Source organism: Bacillus sp. ISL-34 (genome assembly GCF_018613325.1).
Lineage (GTDB): Bacteria > Bacillota > Bacilli > Bacillales > DSM-1321 > Peribacillus.
Genome location: NZ_JAGGQJ010000001.1, coordinates 1 through 21,205 on the forward strand (window position 1 = coordinate 1; position 21,205 = coordinate 21,205).

The 21,205-nt window shown below is 39.0% G+C and carries 19 protein-coding genes, 15 tRNA genes, 1 rRNA gene and 1 pseudogene; 28 read left to right on the plus strand and 8 right to left on the minus strand.

The genetic code is table 11. From position 1 onward, the window contains the following. Positions 1–112: 112 nt before the first annotated feature. From rrf to J7E52_RS00080, 16 genes are all read left to right on the plus strand, one after another. Positions 113–228 (plus strand): 5S ribosomal RNA (gene rrf, locus J7E52_RS00005). A gap of 9 nt (positions 229–237) precedes the next feature. Then, positions 238–312: transfer RNA gene (locus tag J7E52_RS00010), tRNA-Asn, on the plus strand. Positions 313–317: 5 nt separating this feature from the next. Then, a tRNA-Ser gene (locus tag J7E52_RS00015) sits at positions 318–409 on the plus strand. Positions 410–418: 9 nt separating this feature from the next. Then, positions 419–493 (plus strand) — tRNA-Glu (locus J7E52_RS00020). A gap of 15 nt (positions 494–508) precedes the next feature. Beyond that, positions 509–584 (plus strand) — tRNA-Val (locus J7E52_RS00025). A gap of 104 nt (positions 585–688) precedes the next feature. Next, positions 689–762, plus strand: a tRNA-Met gene (locus J7E52_RS00030). Between the two features lie 5 nt (positions 763–767). After that, positions 768–843: transfer RNA gene (locus J7E52_RS00035), tRNA-Asp, on the plus strand. 12 nt (positions 844–855) lie between these two features. Further along, positions 856–931, plus strand: a tRNA-Phe gene (locus tag J7E52_RS00040). Positions 932–938: 7 nt separating this feature from the next. Further along, positions 939–1,014: transfer RNA gene (locus J7E52_RS00045), tRNA-Thr, on the plus strand. A 16-nt stretch (positions 1,015–1,030) separates the two neighbouring features. Then, positions 1,031–1,114 (plus strand) — tRNA-Tyr (locus J7E52_RS00050). A 10-nt stretch (positions 1,115–1,124) separates the two neighbouring features. After that, a tRNA-Trp gene (locus tag J7E52_RS00055) sits at positions 1,125–1,198 on the plus strand. A 17-nt stretch (positions 1,199–1,215) separates the two neighbouring features. Beyond that, positions 1,216–1,291: transfer RNA gene (locus J7E52_RS00060), tRNA-His, on the plus strand. A 35-nt stretch (positions 1,292–1,326) separates the two neighbouring features. After that, positions 1,327–1,401: transfer RNA gene (locus tag J7E52_RS00065), tRNA-Gln, on the plus strand. A gap of 3 nt (positions 1,402–1,404) precedes the next feature. Beyond that, positions 1,405–1,479, plus strand: a tRNA-Gly gene (locus J7E52_RS00070). Between the two features lie 8 nt (positions 1,480–1,487). Further along, positions 1,488–1,561, plus strand: a tRNA-Cys gene (locus J7E52_RS00075). Positions 1,562–1,569: 8 nt separating this feature from the next. Then, positions 1,570–1,650, plus strand: a tRNA-Leu gene (locus J7E52_RS00080). Positions 1,651–2,399: 749 nt separating this feature from the next. Here J7E52_RS00080 and J7E52_RS00085 read toward each other — a convergent pair. Then, complete coding sequence (locus J7E52_RS00085) at positions 2,400–2,603, minus strand: hypothetical protein (protein ID WP_214743137.1); 204 nt, start codon at positions 2,601–2,603, stop codon at positions 2,400–2,402. A 652-nt stretch (positions 2,604–3,255) separates the two neighbouring features. Here J7E52_RS00085 and J7E52_RS00090 point away from each other — a divergent pair. Next, a complete protein-coding gene (locus tag J7E52_RS00090) occupies positions 3,256–3,804 on the plus strand; it encodes a DUF6241 domain-containing protein (protein WP_214743138.1) in 549 nt (182 codons plus the stop codon). Between the two features lie 401 nt (positions 3,805–4,205). Here the strand turns inward: J7E52_RS00090 and J7E52_RS00095 are convergent, their stop codons facing one another. Next, positions 4,206–4,496: a hypothetical protein gene (locus J7E52_RS00095; RefSeq protein WP_214743139.1), complete on the minus strand. Its 291-nt coding sequence runs from the start codon at positions 4,494–4,496 to the stop codon at positions 4,206–4,208. Positions 4,497–4,662: 166 nt separating this feature from the next. Here J7E52_RS00095 and J7E52_RS00100 point away from each other — a divergent pair, with 166 nt between their 5' ends. Together J7E52_RS00100 and glsA are read left to right on the plus strand one after the other, a co-directional pair. Further along, on the plus strand, positions 4,663–5,055 hold the full coding sequence (locus J7E52_RS00100) for a stage III sporulation protein AH (RefSeq protein WP_214743140.1): 393 nt from the start codon (positions 4,663–4,665) through the stop codon (positions 5,053–5,055). A 446-nt stretch (positions 5,056–5,501) separates the two neighbouring features. Further along, positions 5,502–6,443, plus strand: coding sequence for a glutaminase A (gene glsA / locus J7E52_RS00105; protein ID WP_214743256.1), 942 nt, complete (start codon positions 5,502–5,504; stop codon positions 6,441–6,443). Positions 6,444–6,618: 175 nt separating this feature from the next. Here the strand turns inward: glsA and J7E52_RS00110 are convergent, their stop codons facing one another. Beyond that, complete coding sequence (locus tag J7E52_RS00110; protein ID WP_214743141.1) at positions 6,619–6,813, minus strand: hypothetical protein; 195 nt, start codon at positions 6,811–6,813, stop codon at positions 6,619–6,621. Next, a complete protein-coding gene (locus J7E52_RS00115) occupies positions 6,800–7,321 on the minus strand; it encodes a tyrosine-type recombinase/integrase (protein WP_214743257.1) in 522 nt (173 codons plus the stop codon). The genes J7E52_RS00110 and J7E52_RS00115 overlap by 14 nt, the downstream gene beginning before the upstream one ends. A 361-nt stretch (positions 7,322–7,682) precedes the next feature. Between J7E52_RS00115 and J7E52_RS00120 the strand changes: the two genes are divergently transcribed. The 3 genes from J7E52_RS00120 (at position 7,683) to clpP (ending at position 9,679) form a co-directional block, all read left to right on the plus strand. After that, positions 7,683–8,015 carry a hypothetical protein gene (locus J7E52_RS00120; protein WP_214743142.1) on the plus strand — a complete coding sequence of 111 codons (333 nt, stop codon included), beginning with the start codon at positions 7,683–7,685 and terminating at the stop codon, positions 8,013–8,015. 341 nt (positions 8,016–8,356) lie between these two features. Then, complete coding sequence (locus J7E52_RS00125) at positions 8,357–9,064, plus strand: sigma-70 family RNA polymerase sigma factor (RefSeq protein ID WP_214743143.1); 708 nt, start codon at positions 8,357–8,359, stop codon at positions 9,062–9,064. A gap of 30 nt (positions 9,065–9,094) precedes the next feature. Further along, entirely contained in the window at positions 9,095–9,679 is a 585-nt protein-coding gene (gene clpP / locus J7E52_RS00130) for an ATP-dependent Clp endopeptidase proteolytic subunit ClpP (RefSeq protein ID WP_214743144.1), read from the plus strand. Positions 9,680–10,087: 408 nt separating this feature from the next. Here the strand turns inward: clpP and J7E52_RS00135 are convergent, their stop codons facing one another. After that, complete coding sequence (locus tag J7E52_RS00135; protein ID WP_214743145.1) at positions 10,088–11,044, minus strand: alpha/beta hydrolase; 957 nt, start codon at positions 11,042–11,044, stop codon at positions 10,088–10,090. 223 nt (positions 11,045–11,267) lie between these two features. Between J7E52_RS00135 and J7E52_RS00140 the strand changes: the two genes are divergently transcribed. Together J7E52_RS00140 and J7E52_RS00145 are read left to right on the plus strand one after the other, a co-directional pair. After that, positions 11,268–11,606, plus strand: a complete 339-nt coding sequence (locus tag J7E52_RS00140) for a hypothetical protein (RefSeq protein WP_214743146.1) — start codon at positions 11,268–11,270, stop codon at positions 11,604–11,606. Positions 11,607–11,618: 12 nt separating this feature from the next. Then, positions 11,619–11,855, plus strand: a pseudogene (locus J7E52_RS00145) (DUF6241 domain-containing protein); the annotation flags it as partial. 133 nt (positions 11,856–11,988) lie between these two features. On the opposite strand, the gene J7E52_RS00150 reads toward J7E52_RS00145, so the two are convergent. Both J7E52_RS00150 and J7E52_RS00155 read right to left on the minus strand, forming a co-directional pair. Beyond that, positions 11,989–12,885: a TauD/TfdA dioxygenase family protein gene (locus J7E52_RS00150; protein ID WP_214743148.1), complete on the minus strand. Its 897-nt coding sequence runs from the start codon at positions 12,883–12,885 to the stop codon at positions 11,989–11,991. A gap of 29 nt (positions 12,886–12,914) precedes the next feature. Beyond that, the gene (locus tag J7E52_RS00155; protein ID WP_214743149.1) at positions 12,915–13,904 is read right to left on the minus strand and encodes an ABC transporter substrate-binding protein; all 990 of its coding nucleotides are present in this window, start codon (positions 13,902–13,904) and stop codon (positions 12,915–12,917) included. 402 nt (positions 13,905–14,306) lie between these two features. Between J7E52_RS00155 and J7E52_RS00160 the strand changes: the two genes are divergently transcribed. Together J7E52_RS00160 and J7E52_RS00165 are read left to right on the plus strand one after the other, a co-directional pair. Further along, positions 14,307–15,056 carry an ABC transporter ATP-binding protein gene (locus J7E52_RS00160; RefSeq protein ID WP_483861528.1) on the plus strand — a complete coding sequence of 250 codons (750 nt, stop codon included), beginning with the start codon at positions 14,307–14,309 and terminating at the stop codon, positions 15,054–15,056. Positions 15,057–15,088: 32 nt separating this feature from the next. Further along, the gene (locus J7E52_RS00165; RefSeq protein ID WP_286197297.1) at positions 15,089–15,913 is read left to right on the plus strand and encodes an ABC transporter permease; all 825 of its coding nucleotides are present in this window, start codon (positions 15,089–15,091) and stop codon (positions 15,911–15,913) included. A 61-nt stretch (positions 15,914–15,974) separates the two neighbouring features. On the opposite strand, the gene J7E52_RS00170 is transcribed toward J7E52_RS00165, so the two are convergent. Next, complete coding sequence (locus J7E52_RS00170) at positions 15,975–17,201, minus strand: sensor histidine kinase (protein ID WP_214743151.1); 1,227 nt, start codon at positions 17,199–17,201, stop codon at positions 15,975–15,977. A 699-nt stretch (positions 17,202–17,900) separates the two neighbouring features. Here J7E52_RS00170 and J7E52_RS00175 point away from each other — a divergent pair. Then, positions 17,901–18,821: a glycerophosphodiester phosphodiesterase gene (locus J7E52_RS00175; protein ID WP_214743152.1), complete on the plus strand. Its 921-nt coding sequence runs from the start codon at positions 17,901–17,903 to the stop codon at positions 18,819–18,821. 158 nt (positions 18,822–18,979) lie between these two features. Beyond that, positions 18,980–20,119 (plus strand): zinc-dependent alcohol dehydrogenase, encoded by a 1,140-nt coding sequence (locus J7E52_RS00180; protein WP_214743153.1) that lies wholly within the window; start codon positions 18,980–18,982, stop codon positions 20,117–20,119. The last annotated feature ends 1,086 nt before the right edge of the window (positions 20,120–21,205 follow it).

Here is a 21,205-nt window from a genome sequence, read left to right on the forward strand (position 1 = left end):
AAAAATGAAATACCTTCTTCTAATTATCTAGTTTTGAGGGAATAAAATTTTTTCTTGCATTTTCTCAAAAAGACGTTATAATAATATATGTCTTGAAAAAATGTTAACATTGTTTGGTGACGATAGCGAAGAGGTCACACCCGTTCCCATTCCGAACACGGCAGTTAAGCTCTTCAGCGCCGATGGTAGTTGGGGGTTTCCCCCTGTGAGAGTAGGACGTCGCCAAGCTTACATTGTTCCGCAGTAGCTCAGTGGTAGAGCATTCGGCTGTTAACCGAACGGTCGTAGGTTCGAGTCCTACCTGCGGAGCCATTATTGGAGAGCTGTCCGAGTGGCCGAAGGAGCACGATTGGAAATCGTGTAGACGGGTAACCCTGTCTCAAGGGTTCAAATCCCTTGCTCTCCGCCATTTATACCTGGCCCGTTGGTCAAGCGGTTAAGACACCGCCCTTTCACGGCGGTAACACGGGTTCGAATCCCGTACGGGTCACCATTTAGACAACATATTGGAGGATTAGCTCAGCTGGGAGAGCATCTGCCTTACAAGCAGAGGGTCGGCGGTTCGATCCCGTCATCCTCCACCATTTTTCAATAAGATCAGGTTGTTTCTGCATAAAGGATTGATTAATCAGCCCATTGAAACGCTCAACACGAAAACTTGATGCATAAAAAGCAACATTATTACCGTCGCGGGGTGGAGCAGTCCGGTAGCTCGTCGGGCTCATAACCCGAAGGTCGCAGGTTCAAATCCTGTCCCCGCAATCTATGGTCCCGTGGTGTAGCGGTTAACATGCCTGCCTGTCACGCAGGAGATCGCGGGTTCGATTCCCGTCGGGACCGCCATTTTTATTGTTTGGCTCAGTAGCTCAGTCGGTAGAGCAAAGGACTGAAAATCCTTGTGTCGGCGGTTCGATTCCGTCCTGAGCCACCATAGTAGTGCCGGTGTAGCTCAACTGGTAGAGCAACTGACTTGTAATCAGTAGGTTGGGGGTTCAAGTCCTCTTGCCGGCACCATGTTTCATCCATATGCGGAGGGGTAGCGAAGTGGCTAAACGCGGCGGACTGTAAATCCGCTCCTTCGGGTTCGGCAGTTCGAATCTGCCCCCCTCCACCATCTTTATTACAGGGGTATAGTTTAAAGGTAGAACAGAGGTCTCCAAAACCTCCAGTGTGGGTTCAATTCCTACTACCCCTGCCAATTTCAATCCTATAATGGCGATTGTGGCGAAGTGGTTAACGCACCTGATTGTGGTTCAGGCATTCGTGGGTTCGATTCCCATCAGTCGCCCCATTTTTAAAAATATGATATAATGATTACAACGTTATTGGGCTATAGCCAAGCGGTAAGGCAACGGATTTTGATTCCGTCATGCGAAGGTTCGATCCCTTCTAGCCCAGCCATATGCGAAAGTAGTTCAGTGGTAGAATACAACCTTGCCAAGGTTGGGGTCGCGGGTTCGAATCCCGTCTTTCGCTCCAAAAACGTTGGCGGCATAGCCAAGCGGTAAGGCAGAGGTCTGCAAAACCTTTACCACCGGTTCGATTCCGGTTGCCGCCTCCAACATACATGCCGGTGTGGCGGAATTGGCAGACGCGCACGACTCAAAATCGTGTTCCTCTGGAGTGCCGGTTCGACCCCGGCCACCGGTATCATGAAACAGCCAAGAGTGCTGTTGAATCAAGGTCTTACACTTAATTGTGTAAGGCCTTTTTTCTTTTTTTTTTGGATGTCAAAGTTCGTTTACTCACTGCACATTATTTGTGTCAAATCTGTAGTGTGAGATTCTTGGACATAAAAACTGTTTCAACCTGATGAATATCTTTTGGATCATTTTAAAAGTTGTTTTATAAGGTGGTATAGAAAATGACATATTTCATTATTCTGGAAAATGTTCACGTTCGAATAAGAATCAGGTATCACCTGTTGTAAAGCAGCATATTTCAATTCCATTAGATTAGAACATCTCCTTTGCCTACTATACGATAAAATAGGATGAATTTCCTCTTTAAAAAAGACAGCTCATAATAGAGCTGTCTTTTTTAGTATTCACCATTTTCTTCTGAAATTGGAATTCCTTCTGCATCAAGCAATTCCGGCTCTGGTTCTTCATTTTCATATCTATATTTTTGTTCCTTCACTAATTTTTATCTTTTGATATTCTTCTTTGCTCATTCCTTCCCAAGTTTTCAAAAGTTGAACATGGCCAATGCCAGGATTCACATCTTGTTGAGCATCCATTAAAGCACTGCTAAAAAATATAACTCTGTAGAGAAAGGCCATTGTTACAAGCGATACAATTAAACTTACGTTTTAGCTATTTTTAGGAATTTTTCATTGGTGGGATAATTCTTTCAGAGTGCGTAATTGGTCAAAGGTGGGCATGGTTTGCCCATCCTTTTCAACTGTATAAAAGTCGACTTTCCACATTACGCAGCTCTCCAGATGAAACACAATCGGCCACAATTATTTGTAAAGTTCTTGTAGCTGTCATTTTTTTATCTGGGTGCTTCGCCTGAAGATGCTGTTGTATCGCTCGGAAAAGTTCATTATTTTCTGGACGGTTGGCGTTATAGATTTCTTGTAAACTCTTCGAATTTCCCATGGCTTTTCCTACTTTCCATCAATTGTGAATTACATATGCAAGCTTATTTCTGATATTAGTATTGTTTATATTTCGTCTGAGCGCTTCTAATTCCTTCTTTTTTCAATTAAATCATCACGCAGAAAAAGTGAGATTGCTCATAATTTTTACATGGGTGAATTTTCTAGTTTTCATCAACTATGAAGGTGAGTTCCATAAATGTAAATGGATTTTGGCATTACTGGTTTCATAATTTCACCCTCCTAATGAACTAAATATTCTGTCACTTCTGTTAATACAATAGTATGAAGTATCGGGAAAATACTGTCAATCTATATTTCAGTTGTATCTACCAAAATCGCAACATCATATATATAACTACTTAGTGAGGCATGCAAAATGGTATTTTTCTTTCTGGGAAGCGATCCATATAGAAATCTACATACTCCTGAATAGTTCATAACTTACACTGCTGTTTTTGTGCGTACTAAGTATATGATTTTGTGGATTAATAACTTATGCTCAATTTTTTATTATAAGATAAAAATTTTATATCTATATGGTTACTTCATAGTTTAAGGTATTTGTGAATATTTTATGCTAACATAATAATGGTTAAAAGAATGTAATTAAGATGAGTGAATGATCGAATTATGACTCGGAGGAACTTAAAATGAAAAATAAATTTAAATGGTCAATGGTTTCTATTGCAATTGTTGCATCAGCTCTTACAGTGGTATCCACATTAAAGCAAAATGCTGAAGAGTATGAATTAAAAAAATCAAAGGCCGAGGATCCAAACAATTATGAAATTGATCATTTTAAACAAGTGGAGAAACTTACAGAAGAAGAAATGGAAGAACAAACTTCAGAAATTGGCGGAGTTCAAAATGAACTTGGTATTAGTTCAAATTCAGCTCAAGATGAAGTTATTGAGGTTATGCATCACATGACACATCAAAAAGTTATTTCTGAAGACAAATGGGGAGCAGTTGAGATGAATTCCGAAAACATCAATGCAGTTTACGAAATAGTGAAAGATAGCGACTTCATGCTTAAAGACGATTTGTTAAGAATCGTTACTGGCTGGAAGGAAGGAAGCTTTGACAACGTTGCTCAAGATCATAACTATTTTTGGAAATATCAAGATGGAACTGTTGGGAGAGCTACCGGAATACTTAACTCAAATGAAGAAGCAGAATTTGTCAAAAATAACTTTTAATAAGTAGTAAAAAAGAGCCCATCGAGACTTAATATTATCTCACTTTTAAATATTCTTTATAATAGAAAATACCCTAAAGTACAAATATTGGTGTGGGGATAGTTTGCAATAAGTAAATAGAATTAAACTGGATATTAATTTGAAGGGTCGAGAGAAGGTTAAAATTTACAAATTACATCAATCAAAATCAAGGAGAATTGAAACCAAGAAGTATACAAAATCGAATCAAACAGCATGGCAACTTATCGGAGATTAAGGTGATAGGATTCCATGTCTTACAGTTAGACACACTCATGCTAGATTATTCATTTAAATGTTCATACAGTTAAAAATAAAAAACGAATGGGTCAAAGAGTACTAACTCTACCATTCGTTTCGTAAAAAAGAATTGGTCAGTGATTTTAGATTTCAATATTCATAGCATTTAGCTCTGCTTCCGTATAGCCAGAAGAGGATAGGGCGATTTCAATTTCTTCAGCAGCCTTATAATCAAATAATTTAAATTTAGACATTAAAGCGAAAGCATTTTGATTTTCAATTGCCAAGGCAACAGCTTCCACGTCTTGCAGTAACTTCAGGTCTTCAATGTAGAATTGAGCGGTTCTCATTGCTAAATACTCATTCATTGTACTCGAACTGTAGAAAAGTCTTGTTAAAGTGGCGATTGCGTTAGGAACGAAAATCTTATTCATAATTACCCCTCCACTATTCGTAATATTCTGTCATTTGAGCTACTACTAGTATGAGTCACTCTAAAAATGTTGTCAATCTTTATCTTTTGAGCATTTTAACTCACCATTTGAAAGTAGATCCCGAAATAATATCGTTTTGTAATATGCTTCATATTTTAAGGACAAGATGTTAAGCGTTGAAAGTAATCCCAAAAATAAAGTTTATTTGGAACTAATTGTTTTATGTTTTGAAGTATGTGATGAATTTCATTTAGTTATTAGAACTGATATGGGTGCAATAAAAGACTTGGAGGAAATCATAAATAAGTTCAAAGCATCATTTAAAGAAATGAGATGCGAATCAACACGGGCTAGTACAACTCTTGGTGATAATCAAACTGCAAATGTTTATTATTTTTATGCTGATAGGATTGCAAAATCATTAATAAAAATGATTGCAAAATCTCTTTATCAGTGGGAAATGCCTAATTTGCCTGAGGATTTGTCGTTTTTTAAACAAGGAAAGGTATGGTTGGCTACTTCTTCTCATAAAAAACAAATTTTTATTTTCCCTGAATGAAACCGAACCTTCAAAAATTATGGTATTGAAGGTTTAAAAGTTGAAGAATTGGATGATTAAACAAATTATGTCTTTTGGAAATATACAAAGAAATAACTAAAGAGGATGAACCCTATTTTGATTCCAACGCAGCATTAAAATCAAGATCTCAACGATTATGTAAGGTCTTTTTTCTTTGTCTTTATTACGACAAATATAATTTAGAACCTGTGCCTTTAGAATAGACCGGAGGGAATATGTTAAGAAGTTACAAAGGGCGATAAACGATGAAGAAGCATTTGAAAATTTCTTTAGAGAAATGTTATTTATGAAATCTAAGAACAGGGAAGTAGCCGCTTCGTAGTTTTTTTAATAATATCGATGAAATATGGTAATGAATAATAAAACCACTATCTAAGAACACTTCACATAACAAATTTTCTAAGGGGCGGAAAATTGTGAACAATATGGGCTGTCAATGCAGGTCAAATGAAGAATTACAGCAACTGGTCGATAAGGCAAAAAAATATACCAATATGGGAACGGTGGCAGACTATATACCGGCTCTTGAAAAGGCGAATCCTGAGGATTTGTCTGTTGCTATTTACTATCCTGACGGAAAAGGATTTTGTGCGGGGGATGTAAGAGGTAAATTGACCCTGCAAAGCATATCAAAAGTTTTGACACTTGCTCTGGTATTAATGGAAAAGGGAGAGGAATATGTGTTTTCCTATGTAGGAAAAGAACCCACTGGTGACCCTTTTAATTCGATTGCCAAGTTAGAGACAAACAAGCCCTCCAAGCCGTTAAACCCGATGATCAATGCAGGAGCATTGACTGTGACCCACATGATTGCAGGTAACAGTGTAAATGAGCGATTTCAGCGTGTTTTACGTTTTATCCGGGAGTTGACGCAAAATCCCACTATCGGATTTAATGAAGATGTTGCCCGGTCAGAATACAATACAGCAGACTTGAATAGGTCGTTAAGCTATTTTTTAAAGCAGCATAATGTAATAAATGAGGATGTGGAGGATTTAATTGAATTGTATTCGAAGCAGTGCGCCATTGAAATGGACAGTAAGGATTTGGCGAGGATAGGTTGTGTGCTGGCCATGAATGGGAAAGATTTGTTGACGGGAAAGCAAATCATCCCCGGGGACATTGCCCGTATTTGCAAGACATTTATGGTTACTTGCGGCATGTATAATGCATCAGGTGAATTTGCCATTAATGTTGGCATACCAGCTAAAAGCGGTGTTTCAGGGGGAATCATGGGAGCCGTTCCCGGAAAATGTGGGATTGGAATTTATGGTGCAGCGCTGGATGAGAAGGGGAACAGCGTTGCCGGGATAAAAATCTTGGAAATGATGGCGAAAAAGTATTCCTTAAGTATGTTTAATTTATAACACAGCATTAATGATGAGTCGATTGATATTCATTATGTAGGTAGGTCTTACAGAAAGTGAAACGCCTATCAGATGCATGATTGAATGAGGTTCAGTCTAAAGCTTTAAAGAATCAAAGCATTTACTTTCACGGTAAAAAAGAACCCTGCTTATAAGGCAAGGGCCATAGGCTCGATCATAACAAGTTGGAAAAAAGAGATACTTTTTTATATAATGCATGTACCTCTTTATTCCGATTTTCCCCGATGTCATTTCTTAGCTCGCCTTCCATATCGGTCATTAAATCCGCTAATTTCAATGCCTTTTGTCTGTCGGAAATATTGCTGCGAATGATATATTCATATTTTGCATTGTATTCAGTCAGTGACATTTCTTCCGTCCTCCCATCGTGCAAAGTCATTTAAGCTGTCCTCTGGTCCTTCATCATTAATCCCAATGTACTTTAGTGTAATTTCAGGATGTGAATGGTTAAGGATCATTTGTAACTCAGCAAGGTTCTTACTTCGTTTATAGTGCCAGTACCCGAAAGTTTTCCGCATGGTATGAGTACCGACGCCCTCGATGTCCACCATGTCTGCTGCTTTATTAAGCTGTCTGTAAGCTTGTATCTTGCTTATTGGCTTATTCCCCTTGCGTGAGGGGAATAGCCATTCACCATCAATGGTGGCTATATAGGCTACCAATTCATTACATATATTGTTAAGCTGTATCATTCTTGGCTTCTTTGTTTTGCCTTCCTTAATGATGACCTCATTCTTGCCTTTAATGTCCTTTATCTTCAGCGATAATAAATCAGTTACACGCAAGCCGGTATTGATGCCTAACAAGAACAATATGTAGTCTCTCTCGCTGCAATGTCTTTTCAATGACCATTTCATATCATCTAACTTTTCCAATGATCTGATTGGTTGCACGTCTATTAAATGTTCTTTCGGCAAATGTGTTCACCCTTATTTCACACTAATGAAATCAGTATTTTGAATGTATACTTTTAAGAGTAACATTGAAAAAGGATGGAAGTCAATGTGAGGAGTATACTGATATTTTTGGACTGTCCATTTTAGTCCGAGGTATTTTGGTTGTTTATTACTATTAAGGTTGAATAATAGCAATAAAAACTTATGGAACTTGATATAATGAAAATAGTAATATTTTTCTAAACTAGTGTTATTGATGGATATTTAATAGATGAATTAATTCATTCTGAATTTATGCTTTGGCAGGATTGGGGAAACCACCATGAAGAGAGTTTTAGCTATATTGAAAAAGTTACTGCCTTTAAGGTCAAGGTTGATTACTATGGCAACTATGATAGTGTTTTTTTACTGCATGTTCTTGTTCGCAGACCTGGAGAATGAAAATAGGATATCAGACAGCGAGCGTCATAACGAGCGATCAGTGAATTTTGAAGAGATGAGCAATCAAGAATCGGAAGAGGTGCCAGCAGGTTCTTTGGTGAACTATTGTAAAGATAGCGCTAATGAAAGTCGCTCCTCCAGCTGGTTTGGTATTGAAGTAAACGAAATGGAACCTAGCGAATACACGGTTGAATGCATTGAACACTTGGAATAGCAGCAGAGTTTTCTATGAATCACCTGGAAAATTGAAGTTCAGGATTCACAAAAATACATCCGTGAAGTAATTGTTTATAAGGGCTTCGCTGAAAATGATCGGTATCGAACAGGGTACACAGCAGGGGAGGCAGAGGAAGTTCTATTTGTTGCATACAGAATATTGACTTTAGCCTGTTTGGGTCTTAACCAAACAGGTTTTTCGTATGAAAGGAAAACCAATGGAAAAAATGGAATAGAATATAATGAAGAATGAAGAATGAAGGAAAATTTTTTCACCCCCATATCTTTTTCCCTTTCTGAAACGTTTATAGGATAGAGGGTGTTGAAGGAGTGAGAAAAATGATAAATAAGTTGAAGGAAGATATTTCTGAAGAAAAGGATAACGGCATGATTTTGCGTGAAGTCTATCCTGAATTGCTTCGGTTTTGCCGATTTCTGACCCAAAATAATTGGGATGGGGATGATTTGGCACAGGAAACGATATTGAAGGCAATGCAGGGCTATGGGAAGAAAACGGAGATAACAACGGCTTTATTGAAGACGATAGCCCGACATTCCTGGATTGATACGATACGAAAAAGAAAAAAAGAATCCTTAGAGGATCTGTTGGATACTGAACAGCAGGGGTCAATTGGGGAAAACGCCATTGAAACGGTTGAATATATAATAAAATCCCTTACCCCGAAACAAGCTGTAGTGTTCATATTAAAGGAAGGATTCCTCTATCGGTCAAAAGAAATCTCAGAATACTTGAACACCACGGAAACGGCTGTAAAGGCAATCTTGAACCGTGTGAAAAAGCGTTTTGACAATGACGTAGAAGAGCGTAAGTTGTCTTGCGTGGAAGATTGGCAAGATGAGGAAGAACAGCGGCTCATGTCCCTGATGACACAGGCTTTAAAAGTCCAAAATCCTGATATCCTCATTAGAAGCATCCCATCTTTCAAATCCCTGAACAGTGAATCGATGATTCCTAAACTGATGAATCGTCCGATTCTTTCCAAATCAAGCTTCACTCCTTCAAACACACTCTCAATGGCTGCATAGCCAATATCATTGTTAGGAGGAAGAAGAGATATGACCACCATTCCATATGTAATTGAGCAATCCGGCAAGGGTGAGCGCTCGTACGATATTTATTCCAGACTTTTAAAAGACCGTATCATCATGATTGGGGAAGAGATCACCGATCATTTAGCCAATAGTGTGGTTGCCCAACTGTTATTCTTGGCAGCAGATGCACCTGATAAAGAAATTACCATCTTCATAAACAGTCCAGGGGGATCGACCAGTGCCGGTTTCGCCATTTATGATACGATGCAATATATTAAGCCTGATATCCGGACTGTATGTACGGGAATGGCCGCATCATTCGGTGCCATGCTTTTGTTGGCGGGTACGAAAGGGAAAAGGTGCGCTTTGCCAAATAGTGAAATCATGCTTCATCAACCGCTTGGTGGGGCGAGGGGGCAAGCCACGGAAATTGAAATTTCTGCCCGAAGGATTTTAAAACTAAAAGATCATATCAATCAAATCATCTCGGAAAGGACTGGGCAGCCTCTCGAAAAGGTGGCGAAGGACACAGACCGTGATTACTTCTTAAGCGCAAATGAGGCGAAGGATTACGGTATAATCGATGAAATAATCGTTCAGGATAATTAATCCTGATAAAAACGACATCAGTAAGTAAGCTCAACGAAAACGAACTGCGGATATTATATCGCAGTTTCTCTGTTTGGCGACAAAATGGGGTTCGGAGTTAGTGAGGTGAAGGTCGAAAAAAATTCGTGAACGGTCGAATAAATTGCTACGGTCTTTAGGTTTTTTACTGTAATCCTCATTGGATTGAAGAAATTTGCGACACTCCTGCCGAATAACTGGCTAGCCGAGACACCAAAGGCGCATGCGCCGAGGAGGCTTGGCAGACAGTCGGCGAAAAGGGAGCGGATTTCTGAAATCAACTGAACTTTTTAAATGGAAAACTGCAGGCAAACTGAGTTTACATCGCTTTTGTCTACAGTCTGAGAAACTGCCGATATCTATATCGGCAGTTTCTTTTTTTACCCTATATTACTCCATATACTTATCCACAAAATCCCATACCTTGTTCCAATACTTTTCCGGATCCACTAATTCAGCTTCACCATGCCCAGCACCCGGTATTATCAATTTATCTTTGTCTACGTTTGCTGCATTATATATGTCATCGAGCATGGAATAAGGGACGAATGAATCTTCTTCCCCATGGATGAATAACATGGGTGTTTTACTTTTGAGCACTTGTTTGACAGCTGATGCTTCATTTAAATCGTAGCCTGCACGCAGCTTGGTCACCGTGTTGGCTGCATTCATTACTGGGAATTTTGGCAATCCGAACAAATCATCAAGTTGATAGGTGAATACGTCCATTACCGAGGAATATCCGCAATCCTCTATGATCACTTTAACATTGGAAGGCAGCTTTTCCCCGGAGGTCATCATGACGGTTGCCCCTCCCATGGATATTCCGAACAATGCAATGTCCGCCTGGGGATCTTTATCAATAATTTGCTTGATCCATAAAAGCATATCTTTCCGATCATCCCAACCCATTCCAATGTAATCACCTTCGCTTTTTCCATGTCCGCGAAGATCAGGTGCCAGCACATTGTATCCATTTCCGTAGAAATTGCGTACCCACCGAATCATTTGTGTGTTATTGCCGGTATAACCATGAACGACAATAGCCCATTTATGGTCTTGGTTATTATTTTCATAAAGTTTAGCACTAAGTTTTAGTTGATCTGTAGAAACAATGCTCATCTCATCCGGTTGATGCTCTTTGGTAAATTCCGCATCCTCCAATTTACTGGATTGTGCCATTTCACCTGAAACGGCTTCAGATTGGGCAAGATGTGGGTTATCGCTTAAAAAATCTTTTTCCTTATCCGGATTTAAGGCGAAATTGTAAAAATAGTTTCCCGTAAATCCATACATAGCGACTAGAATAATAGGAATACATGTCGCAGCGATACTGAATTTCTTCATTCAAGAATCCCTCCAAAAATCCTGACCATCATTTATTAATAGTACAATATTTTGAAATGCTTGTGAAAAAATAGAATGGTACCTTGGGTAATTATCGATATCTTAAACTACTGTAATTCTTACTGAAGGGCAGGGAAGGTTGGATGCCGCCTTTTCTGGATAGTCCATCCATTTCATATGTTAAAATAAATATTATCTTACATTATCAATGGAGGAAGTTTTTATGAAGAAAACGCAAAAGGTTTTACTTATTAGTGGGATCTCTGCTGTTGCATTATTCGGGGTGGGGTTTGCTTCTTTTAAAATCATGGAGAACTCCAATGAGTACGAAAAAGCTCAACTGGAAATCGAAGCCAGGGAAGCGAAAGAACAAATGGAAAGAGAAAGTGAGGATGTAAAAATCAAAGCCCAAAGGGAAGCGAAAGCTAAAGCGGCGGAACTTGAAGCGAAAACAGCGATATATGATGGGCTCGAATTTGAAACAGGACTTGATGATGACTCAACCGAAACCGAAGTCATGGACGTCATGCATAAAATGACTCATCAAAAGGTTCGCTCGTAAGATAAATGGGGAGCTATACCGATGTCCCCTAAGATTATAGAAGAAGTTTATAAAATAGTGGAATCAAGTGATTTTCAGCATAAAGATAGATTGCTGGCCATCGCTGCCCGGTGGCGAGACTTTGATTTTAGCACGATCGTTCAGGACCACAACTTCTTTTGGGAAGACAAAGAAGGCACCGTTGGAAAAGCCCATGGTACATTAAGTCGGGCAGAAGAGGTTGAATTCATTGAAGTCAATTTTAAATGAGGGGGAAAGTACTGAAAATGCCAAAGGGCGAGTGGCAAGACCTGTTCAATAAAAAAATACTCAAACCTCCTGCAATTAGGCCGGTTCCTCAGGAGGTTGAGTATATTCGAACCTTTCACTCGATACAGGAGTTTTATTTCTTAATAATTAGTCTGCTGGACTCGTTCTCCTTGTTTACGGGAACGTCTTTTCCGACAGTGACCCTGCGAACGACGCGGTGCTGGTCCCCGTAATCGGCAATAGCGTAATGCTGCGTGGCTAGGTTATCCCAGATGACCACGTCCCCTTCACTCCATTGCCAACGCACGGTATTTTCTAAGCGCGTGACGTATGAATCGAAGATACTTAATAATCTTTCGGATTCACTTGTTGTATATCCTTCCACTCTTCCAGCAAAGCCACCTAATAACAAATGCCTTTTTCCGGTTTCTGCGTGCACGTGAACGACTGGATGCCTTGTTTTATAAATGGTCGACTCGAATATATCACGATATTTCTTTTTAACCTCATCATCATCAATGTTTTCGGTTTGTTTGAATTGAGCATAATCATATTCATTTGTATGGATTGCCCATAGTCCATCCGCTAATTTCTTCAATCCATCCGGCAGGTCTTCATATGCTTCATTGGTATTTGCCCAGACTGTATCGCCGCCAACATCAGGGATGGTTACACCTCTTAAAACAGAGTATTTAGGAACTTCTGGAACGAAAGTGACATCAGTATGCCAATGGTTTGCTTTAGCACCCTGTTCGGAGTCAAGTTCGAAAATATAGTTCGTATTGTCTTTGACGGGTACTGTAGGATGCGCATAAGGTTCACCCAATAGTTTGGCAAATGCTTCTTGACTGGCATCGTCCAAATGGTTTTGACCTTTGAAGAATACGACTTTATGATCGTTTAACGCTTGTTTGATTTCATTGAAAATAGCTGAATCCAAGTCTCCGCTTAATTGCACTCCTTGAATTTCCGCTCCAATCCTTCCTGATACAGGTACCACTTTTATTTGTTTGGTTTTTGTCTCCGTCATAATCAATCTCCTCCTGTAAGGTAAGTTCTTTATTTTTTAAAGGCTTCATCAATGTATTCATTGTGGATCTGATTTTTAAAATTAAATGATTTCTTGATATAACCCACATCAGCTAAAGTATCGATTGATTCTTGTTGTGCTTTGATGGCATCTTCGGTAAAGTAGATATTTGGTTCTTCAGCCGTTATTATTTTCTTGACCGTATCCACAGGCAATTTAGTTTCTTTAGAATAAATTTCAGATGCTTCATCTGGATTTTCAATTTGCCAATCGGCAGCTTTTTTATAAACCTTTAAATATGCCTCGACAATTTCAGGATGTGCTTTTGCAAATCCGTCACGTGCAATGATTGCACCAGGAGCTAATATTTTTCCTTTCACTTTAAGTGCGACAGCATTCCCTTTTTCAATATTATTAAGGTAATAAGGGTTCCAGATAGCCCAGGCGTCCAATTGTTTGGTTTCAAAAGCGGATTGAGCATCATCCGGTTGTAAATTGATGAGTTTAATATCTTCAGTCGTTAAACCATGTGCTTTCAATGCCTTGATTAAATAAACATGACCCGTTGTCCCCGAGGCAACACCGACCGTTTTTCCCTTTAAGTCTTCAATCTTCTTTATGTCTCCTTCTGGTTGAGCCAGGATCCTGACAGATGACTCACCTCTTCCTGTTTGTGCAATCACTTCAAATGGCAGATTCTTATCAATGCCAGCAATCAGTGCACCATCCCCTAAAAAGGACAGGTCAACCCGATTGGAAGCGAGGGATTCCAAAAGCGGGGGACCACTCGGGAATTCACTCCACTCGATTTGGGCATCCAGTTTAGAAAACTCTTCGTCGAACAATCCCTTTTCCTTTGCAATGACCAAGGGCCCCATCTTGCCATTTAAGGCAATATGGACTTTAAGTGAATCACTTTTCCCGGAAGCTGTACTGGCATCGGAATTACAGCCTGCCAGTACAGCGAGGCTTATGATGGCAAGTAGTATTGCGGTTAACTGGTTACGATATTCCTTCATGAATTCCCTCCTTTTTTTATTACACTTACCACATCTGGATAGTCAGATTAATGACAAAAAAGAGATTCAACGAAGAGTATGCAGGTTCACTCTTCATTGAATCTCCGGTAGTCCAGTTGATTCACATGACCTTTATTGAATTGGCTCCTTTGTGCATCGGGTTTGTGTATGATTGCATCTTAACAGCTGTTAGAATAATCTGTCAATTGCTTTTTTTAAAACTAATCCGATAAAAAAAGTTGGCATTAGGTGTTGATTATAAATAATCGATAAGTTAATATAAAATGAAATATTGAATCGACTAGTTAACTAGAGATTCAGCAAAGGGACAATATGTGCCTTATTGCTGGATCTCTTTTTTTTATTTGAGAAAGGGTGAGGATATTGGTAGCGACGTTAGAAATTAATCATGTAAGCAAAACATTTAAGGATGAGAATGAAAGTGTCCATGTTTTGAAAAATTTAAATCTGACCGTCAACAAAGGTGAGTTCGTCACCATCATTGGTCCGAGCGGCTGCGGGAAAAGCACATTATTAAAGTTGATTGCAGGACTTGATTCAGACTTTGATGGCGCGATCATAGCAGGGGATCATCCGGTTAGCGGTCCTTCTAAAGACCGTGGTTTCATTTTTCAGGAGCACCGATTATTTCCATGGCTAAACGTGGAGAAGAATATTGCAGGTAACCTTCCATTAAAAAAAACGGACATTAGAAAAAGGGTGGATGATTTGATTTCACTTGTTAAACTAAAAGGATTTGAAAAGGCGTATCCACGCCAATTATCCGGTGGAATGTCACAGCGTGTTGCCATTGCCAGGGCCTTATTACGTAATCCTGAAGTTTTATTGCTGGATGAGCCATTCGGTGCATTGGATGCATTCACACGAACGCATCTTCAAGAGGCTTTACTAGAAATATGGGAGAGGAATAAGACAACGATGGTGCTTGTCACCCACGATATAGATGAATCCATCTTTTTATCGAGGAAAGTTGTCGTCATGGATGCAAAGCCTGGACGGATTAAAGCTATCGTTCCAATTGATTTGCCATATCCAAGAACTCGAACAAGCAAAGCGTTTCAGGAATTCAGATCCGTCATTTTAACCCAACTTGATCATCATCCTGAAGAAAGGGAAGATTGGAGCATTTAATTAAATTTTTGAAAAAAGGAAGGATGAAGAAAATGTCTACACAGACTGTTGCTCAAAACAAACCGCTTGTCATAAGGGAAACAACAAAACAATCCAAACTTGCCAAAACAGCATTGCGGGGTTCGGTCCTTCCCGTTGTCGTGTTGATTGCATGGCAATCATTAGGTTCAATAGGCATCCTGCCTGCCCAATTATTCTCATCACCTTTATTGATCGTCACCACATTCATTAATCTCGTTCAGTCAGGGGAAATGGGCATGCATTTACAAATCAGTTTAACGCGGGCTCTTCTTGGCTTTGCATTAGGTGGTTTTTTAGGCTTATTGCTAGGAGTCATCGTTGGCATGCAAAAAAAATCCGAAGAATATCTAAACCCAAGCATTCAAATGTTACGAACAGTGCCTTTACTTACGATTACCCCTTTATTCATTATGTGGTTCGGATTTGGCGAACTATCTAAAGTGCTGCTTATTGCTTTAGGTGCTTTTTTTCCTCTATATTTACAAACTTTTTTGGGCCTTCGGAATGTGGATAAAAAACTATACGATGTTGCCCGAATCTTAGAGTTCAGCCGAATGGAACAAATCACGAAGCTGATGATTCCTGCAGCATTGCCAAACATATTACTTGGTATCCGATTAGCCTTAAGTGCTGCTTGGATGTGCCTGGTCGTCGCTGAATTGTTAGGTGCGGATAGAGGGGTGGGCTTCATGATCCAGGATGCCCGTTCATTCATGCAAACGGATGTCGTATTCGTAGGCATCATCATTTTTGCCCTGGCTGGTAAAATCTCAGACTCGGTTGTCCGCTTTTTAGAAAATCATTTGCTGAAATGGCAAGATAGTTTCAAAGCCTAATTGAAAAAGGATGACCGCCGGGTGATGGTAGGTCATCCTTTTTCTTGTTTGGAATGTATGTTTAATCTATTTCTTTAAATAAGGGCAAATAAATGGTGAAAGATGTTCCTTTGTTCACTTCACTCTGTACCACGATTTTCCCTTTGTATTTTTGAACGATGGAGTAACAAACGGTCAGGCCGATACCAGTTCCCCTTTCTTTAAGCGAATAAAATGGGGTACCAAGTATTTCAAGCTGTTCTTTTGAGAGGCCTATTCCTGTATCCGTTATTCGTATTTTTGCCATGGTGCGTTCCTGCTCTGTTTCCACCTTGATGAATCCGGGTTTGTTCATTGACTCAATTCCATTTTTCATGATATTGACCAGTATCTGTTTTAGCTCGATCGGGTTCATGTTAATCTGCAGTTCGTCACGGAAATCCAGAAGAAAGCCTATGTTTCGATTATTGGCGAAACTGGTTAATAGATCGGAAATCTTTTGGATTTCATAATTTAAAGGAATGACCTGTACATTATCCGTTTGCGGTTTTGCCAATGACAAATAGTCATTGATTATCACTTGTGTATATTCAAGTTCTGTAAGCATGGTCTGTACATAAAATTTTTCCGTTTCATTCAATTCCTTCTCTTGATCTAATAACTGGGCAAACCCTTTCACGACTGTAATCGGATTACGTATTTCATGTGCAATGGTGGCAGCGAGCTGTCCGACTGAGTTCAATTGCTTGGCCTGCTGTATTTCCTTATGAAATGCATTAGTGGATTCCATCCTATTATTGGTTCCTATGAATACGAATACCAATATGATTTGTATGGCGATGAAATTAAGCGCGTTGCCGAAACTATCCAAAGCGACATATTCATAAGTGTATTGAAGATCCGTTTTTGAAATGAACAAGATGGAAGCAGGACCTAATATGATATTTAAAGTGGCGACAATATAAAACCCGAATTTATCAAAGAGAAAAATGGGAATCAAGGGTGCTATAGCAAATAAAGCCAGCATGATTGCAGTATCCGGGAATATCCAGAATTTGCTGTATAAATAAACAGTAATTAAGAAAATGAATAGGGTTTTATAAAAATTGACTTCTGTTTTTAAGAAAAATAACAGAGAAATTATCATCCCCGATATTAAAATGACCTGTAATGCCATCTCGTAGGGATTATCTTTCCAACTTATAGGTGATACAGAAATCCCAACTAATAGTAAAAAGGATATCATTGCCATGAATGCCTTCAGTATAAATCGGTGTTTGGTTTGATAATATTGGTAATTTTTTAACATAATTCCCCTTAGTATTAATATTCTGTTTGTTTAATAGTAATATGATACTAGTTTTTTGTAAATCAGAAAAAGATAGATTTTGTCATCGATAGTCTCTCTGCCTATACTTTAGAAATGGCAAGGTTCGGGTGGAATTTAGTACCGGAAGGGGAGGTCAAGGAGTTAAGGTATCCATTCTGTCCAGGCCCTCTTAGTATGTCAACATTGGCACACCTGATCTAATATATGAAATTTATCGGCTTTAGGTTTGGTTTATTATGGATATGAAAGGCTTGAATTTTTAATGAAAACGGTTAAAGACTTATTTAATAACGAAGTAAGGAGTTAAGTAAGTAATGAGAAGGATTTGAAAATACTTAATCATGTTCATTTAGGTGACTGTTTTTTTCTACTATTTCAAAATGTACATGCCGAGAAACTTTTTATATTTCCTTATTGGATTACCAGTATCCATGTTCAGCACATTTTTCATTTATGATTTCTTTAGAAAAAGAGGCTTTTAGCTTTTAATCATTAATCAAATAATTAAGCTGTCATTCTACTTTAGGCATAACAAATTAAATGAATGCCTTGGGGGTAATTCGTTTGATAGGATATTTTACCCGTTTTATCTAATATATCATTTCTTTACATAATATTTGCTGGAGATTCACATTCACCTCCTAAAATGATGGTAATAATAGGAGGGAGAGAGGGAAAATGAAAACGAATATAAAGAAATTCGGTTTTTGTATGATGAGTGCGGCCTTTATCTTGCAGGCTACTTCCATGGGGGCTACAGCTGCAAATGGAAGTCATTCCAATTCATCTATTTATGAGAAGAAAATCGTCAATATCGCACATCGGGGAGCTTCTGGTTATGCTCCTGAACATACCATTCCCGCTTATCAATTGGGAGAACAAATGAAAGGCGACTACATAGAAATCGATCTTCAGATGACCAAGGATGGAAGATTGATAGCAATGCATGATGAAAAGGTGGATCGTACAACGAATGGTACTGGTCTGGTGAAGGATTTAACGCTGGCAGAAATCAAGAAACTGGATGCCGGTACATGGTTCAATGAAAAAAATCCGCAATTGGCAAAAGAGGTATATGAAGGGTTAACGGTTCCCACTCTTGAAGAAGTCTTTAAGAAGTTCGGAAAGCAGGCCAATTACTATATCGAAACAAAGTCCCCTGAAGTATATCCAGGAATGGAAGAAGAACTTCTGCAGGTTCTGGAAGAATATAAAATGGTGGATTCAAAAGGCCGTACCAAGAATGTATTAATTCAATCGTTCAGTAAAGAAAGCCTTATGAAGGTTCATGACATGAATCCAAAGTTACCGCTTGTGCAACTTTTTTCTTATAAGAACCAAGCAACCATTTCCGATGAAGAATTGGAATCCATTAAGGAATATGCAATTGGCGTTGGCCCGAACTTCAATAAGGTAGACGGACAATATGTGAAGATGGTTCGCGAACATGACCTTCAATTCCATCCATATACAGTAAATGAAAGAGCGGATATGAAAAAGGCTCTTGAATGGGGGGCAACGGGGCTGTTTACGAATTATCCCGATGTATTCAATGAGGTACTAAGTGAGTATAAGCACAATAATAAAGGAAATATATAAAGTTACTAAATAAATGGTTTCATGGGTGAGCCCCGGTTTTCCGGGGATTTTTTTGTAATGAAGGATATGTATTCTTGGGAAACTCAGGTGTTCATAGGCTTAGTAGTCTTTTTTGGCGGGTATATCAAATGTATTAAGAATATTTTAGGAGGTTGAATATGAAGGCTGTAACTTTTCAAGGAGCAAAGGATATACAGGTAAAACAAGTTGAAGATCCGAAACTTCAGCAAAAGGATGATATCATCGTCCGAGTGACTTCAACGGCCATTTGCGGGTCCGACCTCCATATATATCAGGGTGCTTTGCCGACGCATAAGGATTACGTCATTGGCCATGAACCGATGGGCATCGTCGAAGAAGTGGGTCCGGAAGTAACGAAGGTGAAAAAAGGGGACAGGGTTGTCCTGCCTTTCAACATTTCTTGTGGGCACTGTTATTATTGTGAACATGATATGGAGAGTCAATGTGATAATTCAAACCCCAATGAAGCTGTGGATACAGGCGGGTACTTTGGTTTTACAGAACGATATGGGAACTATCCAGGCGGGCAGGCAGAATATTTAAGGGTCCCATATGGAAACTTCATGCCGTTTGTCATCCCAGAGTCATGTGAACTTGAAGATGAGGCGCTTTTGTTCATGTCCGATGTGCTGCCAACAGCATATTGGAGTGTAGAGAACGCTGGCGTCAAGAAAAATGATACGGTAGCGGTATTGGGCTGTGGGCCGATTGGCTTGATGGCTCAGAAGTTCGCTTGGATGAAAGGAGCAAAAAGGGTCATTGCCATCGACAATCTTCCTTATAGACTCAATAGGGCAAAACAGATGAATAAGGTTGAGGCGTATAACTTCGATGAATATAATGATATGGGCAGCTACATTAAGGAAATCACTTCAGGCGGGGCCGATGTGGTCATAGATTGTGTGGGAATGGATGGCAAGAAATCAACGATAGAGGCAATTGAGCAAAAGCTGAAACTTCAGGGTGGAACGTTAAGTGCTATCGAGATCGCACTTAACGCCGTACGTAAATTCGGCACGATTCAACTGACTGGCGTATACGGATCCAAATATAATATGTTCCCATTAGGTAATTTATTTGAGAGGAACATTAACCTGAAAATGGGACAAGCACCGGTCATTCACTACATGCCCAAGCTTTTTGATAAAATCACGGCTGGAGAGTTCGACCCCACGGAAATCATATCCCATAAAGTCCCTCTCGAAAAAGCGAGTGAAGCCTATCAAATCTTTAACGATCACGAAGATGAATGTATTAAAGTGGTGTTAAAGCCATAATGTGATAGCGTGAAAGGATACAAAAAAACAGCTAACTGTTGAATATCAACGGTTAGCTGTTTTTTATTTTTCTTAGCCCTGCTTAGCCTTTCTCCCAAAAACCGTCCACAATAAATAAATCAATAATGATACTACTTGCATTTGTTAAGCGGGGCTTTTAAGCTGAATAATAAGTTTGAACAATGTGTAGGAAATTGTTGAAAATCAAAGAGTATAGGAGTACAGCTAACAAACAGATGCTTTGAAGGAGATTAATTTTAAATTTATTAATAGTAAAGTCCAACAATATCCATACAAGTATTCGTTATAAGATGTGTTAATAGATAACAATTGGTTGGATTAAATTAATGGAGGAAAGTTATGGGGAATACAGAAGATATATGTTCTATTTTGGTAGATGGGGATAAAGAAACTGTTTGGAATGCTATTACTAATGAGTATAAGCTCTCACAATGATATGTTCCGGGTTTTCCTTGGAAAATCCCCAACCTGAATGTAGGGGAGAATGTAACTTTTACATTAATGCCTAGTGTTCATAATAATCTAACAGAGAAGCTTCTTATGTCCTTTATATTAGATGAGGAAATAAATGGAATAAGAGTTACAATGAATTCGGGAGGCTTCAATCAGTCGTTAGCAAATTTGAAAGCCTTGATAGAGGGGAAGGGAATACCCTACATCTAATGAAATATTTGTTTTAGTTCAATTATTGAGGTTACTGAGGCAACCTTCTTCTTGTGGAACTATCGGGGTAGCATTCCTTTAATAACTGAAAATGAGGTTTGAACGAAAAAAGACCTATTGATAAGATGAATGTGTCTCAAGCTGGCCAGCTAAAAGGACCAAAACATCTATTTGGAGGCCTCACAATGAATTATAGCCAAAATCCTAAAATCTCTCAAATTACTTCTGAAATCTTAATTGTCGGAGTAGACACCGCAAAACACAATCATGTTGTGAGAGCCGCCGTGCATAAATGATTTAGTAGGCGCTTCAGTGTCTAAGAAGGAGCAGGGAGTATAATTCTATTAAATTCCTTCGTTCTATTCGTTTCAGATTACTTGTAAAAAGCCGATAATTCCTACG

What these genes read in the sequence shown, in the direction of transcription:
- J7E52_RS00110 (WP_214743141.1), bottom strand. Translation starts at nt 6,813, where the DNA reads ATGTCACTGACTGAATACAATGCAAAATATGAATATATCATTCGCAGC.
- J7E52_RS00115 (WP_214743257.1), bottom strand. Translation starts at nt 7,321, where the DNA reads ATGAAATGGTCATTGAAAAGACATTGCAGCGAGAGAGACTACATATTG.
- J7E52_RS00155 (WP_214743149.1), bottom strand. Translation starts at nt 13,904, where the DNA reads ATGAAGGAATATCGTAACCAGTTAACCGCAATACTACTTGCCATCATA.
- clpP (WP_214743144.1), top strand. Translation starts at nt 9,095, where the DNA reads ATGACCACCATTCCATATGTAATTGAGCAATCCGGCAAGGGTGAGCGC.
- J7E52_RS00100 (WP_214743140.1), top strand. Translation starts at nt 4,663, where the DNA reads ATGTTAAGCGTTGAAAGTAATCCCAAAAATAAAGTTTATTTGGAACTA.
- J7E52_RS00085 (WP_214743137.1), bottom strand. Translation starts at nt 2,603, where the DNA reads ATGGGAAATTCGAAGAGTTTACAAGAAATCTATAACGCCAACCGTCCA.
- J7E52_RS00180 (WP_214743153.1), top strand. Translation starts at nt 18,980, where the DNA reads ATGAAGGCTGTAACTTTTCAAGGAGCAAAGGATATACAGGTAAAACAA.
- J7E52_RS00175 (WP_214743152.1), top strand. Translation starts at nt 17,901, where the DNA reads ATGAAAACGAATATAAAGAAATTCGGTTTTTGTATGATGAGTGCGGCC.
- glsA (WP_214743256.1), top strand. Translation starts at nt 5,502, where the DNA reads ATGGGCTGTCAATGCAGGTCAAATGAAGAATTACAGCAACTGGTCGAT.
- J7E52_RS00170 (WP_214743151.1), bottom strand. Translation starts at nt 17,201, where the DNA reads ATGTTAAAAAATTACCAATATTATCAAACCAAACACCGATTTATACTG.
- J7E52_RS00125 (WP_214743143.1), top strand. Translation starts at nt 8,357, where the DNA reads ATGATAAATAAGTTGAAGGAAGATATTTCTGAAGAAAAGGATAACGGC.
- J7E52_RS00090 (WP_214743138.1), top strand. Translation starts at nt 3,256, where the DNA reads ATGAAAAATAAATTTAAATGGTCAATGGTTTCTATTGCAATTGTTGCA.
- J7E52_RS00095 (WP_214743139.1), bottom strand. Translation starts at nt 4,496, where the DNA reads ATGAATAAGATTTTCGTTCCTAACGCAATCGCCACTTTAACAAGACTT.
- J7E52_RS00135 (WP_214743145.1), bottom strand. Translation starts at nt 11,044, where the DNA reads ATGAAGAAATTCAGTATCGCTGCGACATGTATTCCTATTATTCTAGTC.
- J7E52_RS00150 (WP_214743148.1), bottom strand. Translation starts at nt 12,885, where the DNA reads ATGACGGAGACAAAAACCAAACAAATAAAAGTGGTACCTGTATCAGGA.
- J7E52_RS00165 (WP_286197297.1), top strand. Translation starts at nt 15,089, where the DNA reads ATGTCTACACAGACTGTTGCTCAAAACAAACCGCTTGTCATAAGGGAA.
- J7E52_RS00140 (WP_214743146.1), top strand. Translation starts at nt 11,268, where the DNA reads ATGAAGAAAACGCAAAAGGTTTTACTTATTAGTGGGATCTCTGCTGTT.
- J7E52_RS00120 (WP_214743142.1), top strand. Translation starts at nt 7,683, where the DNA reads ATGAAGAGAGTTTTAGCTATATTGAAAAAGTTACTGCCTTTAAGGTCA.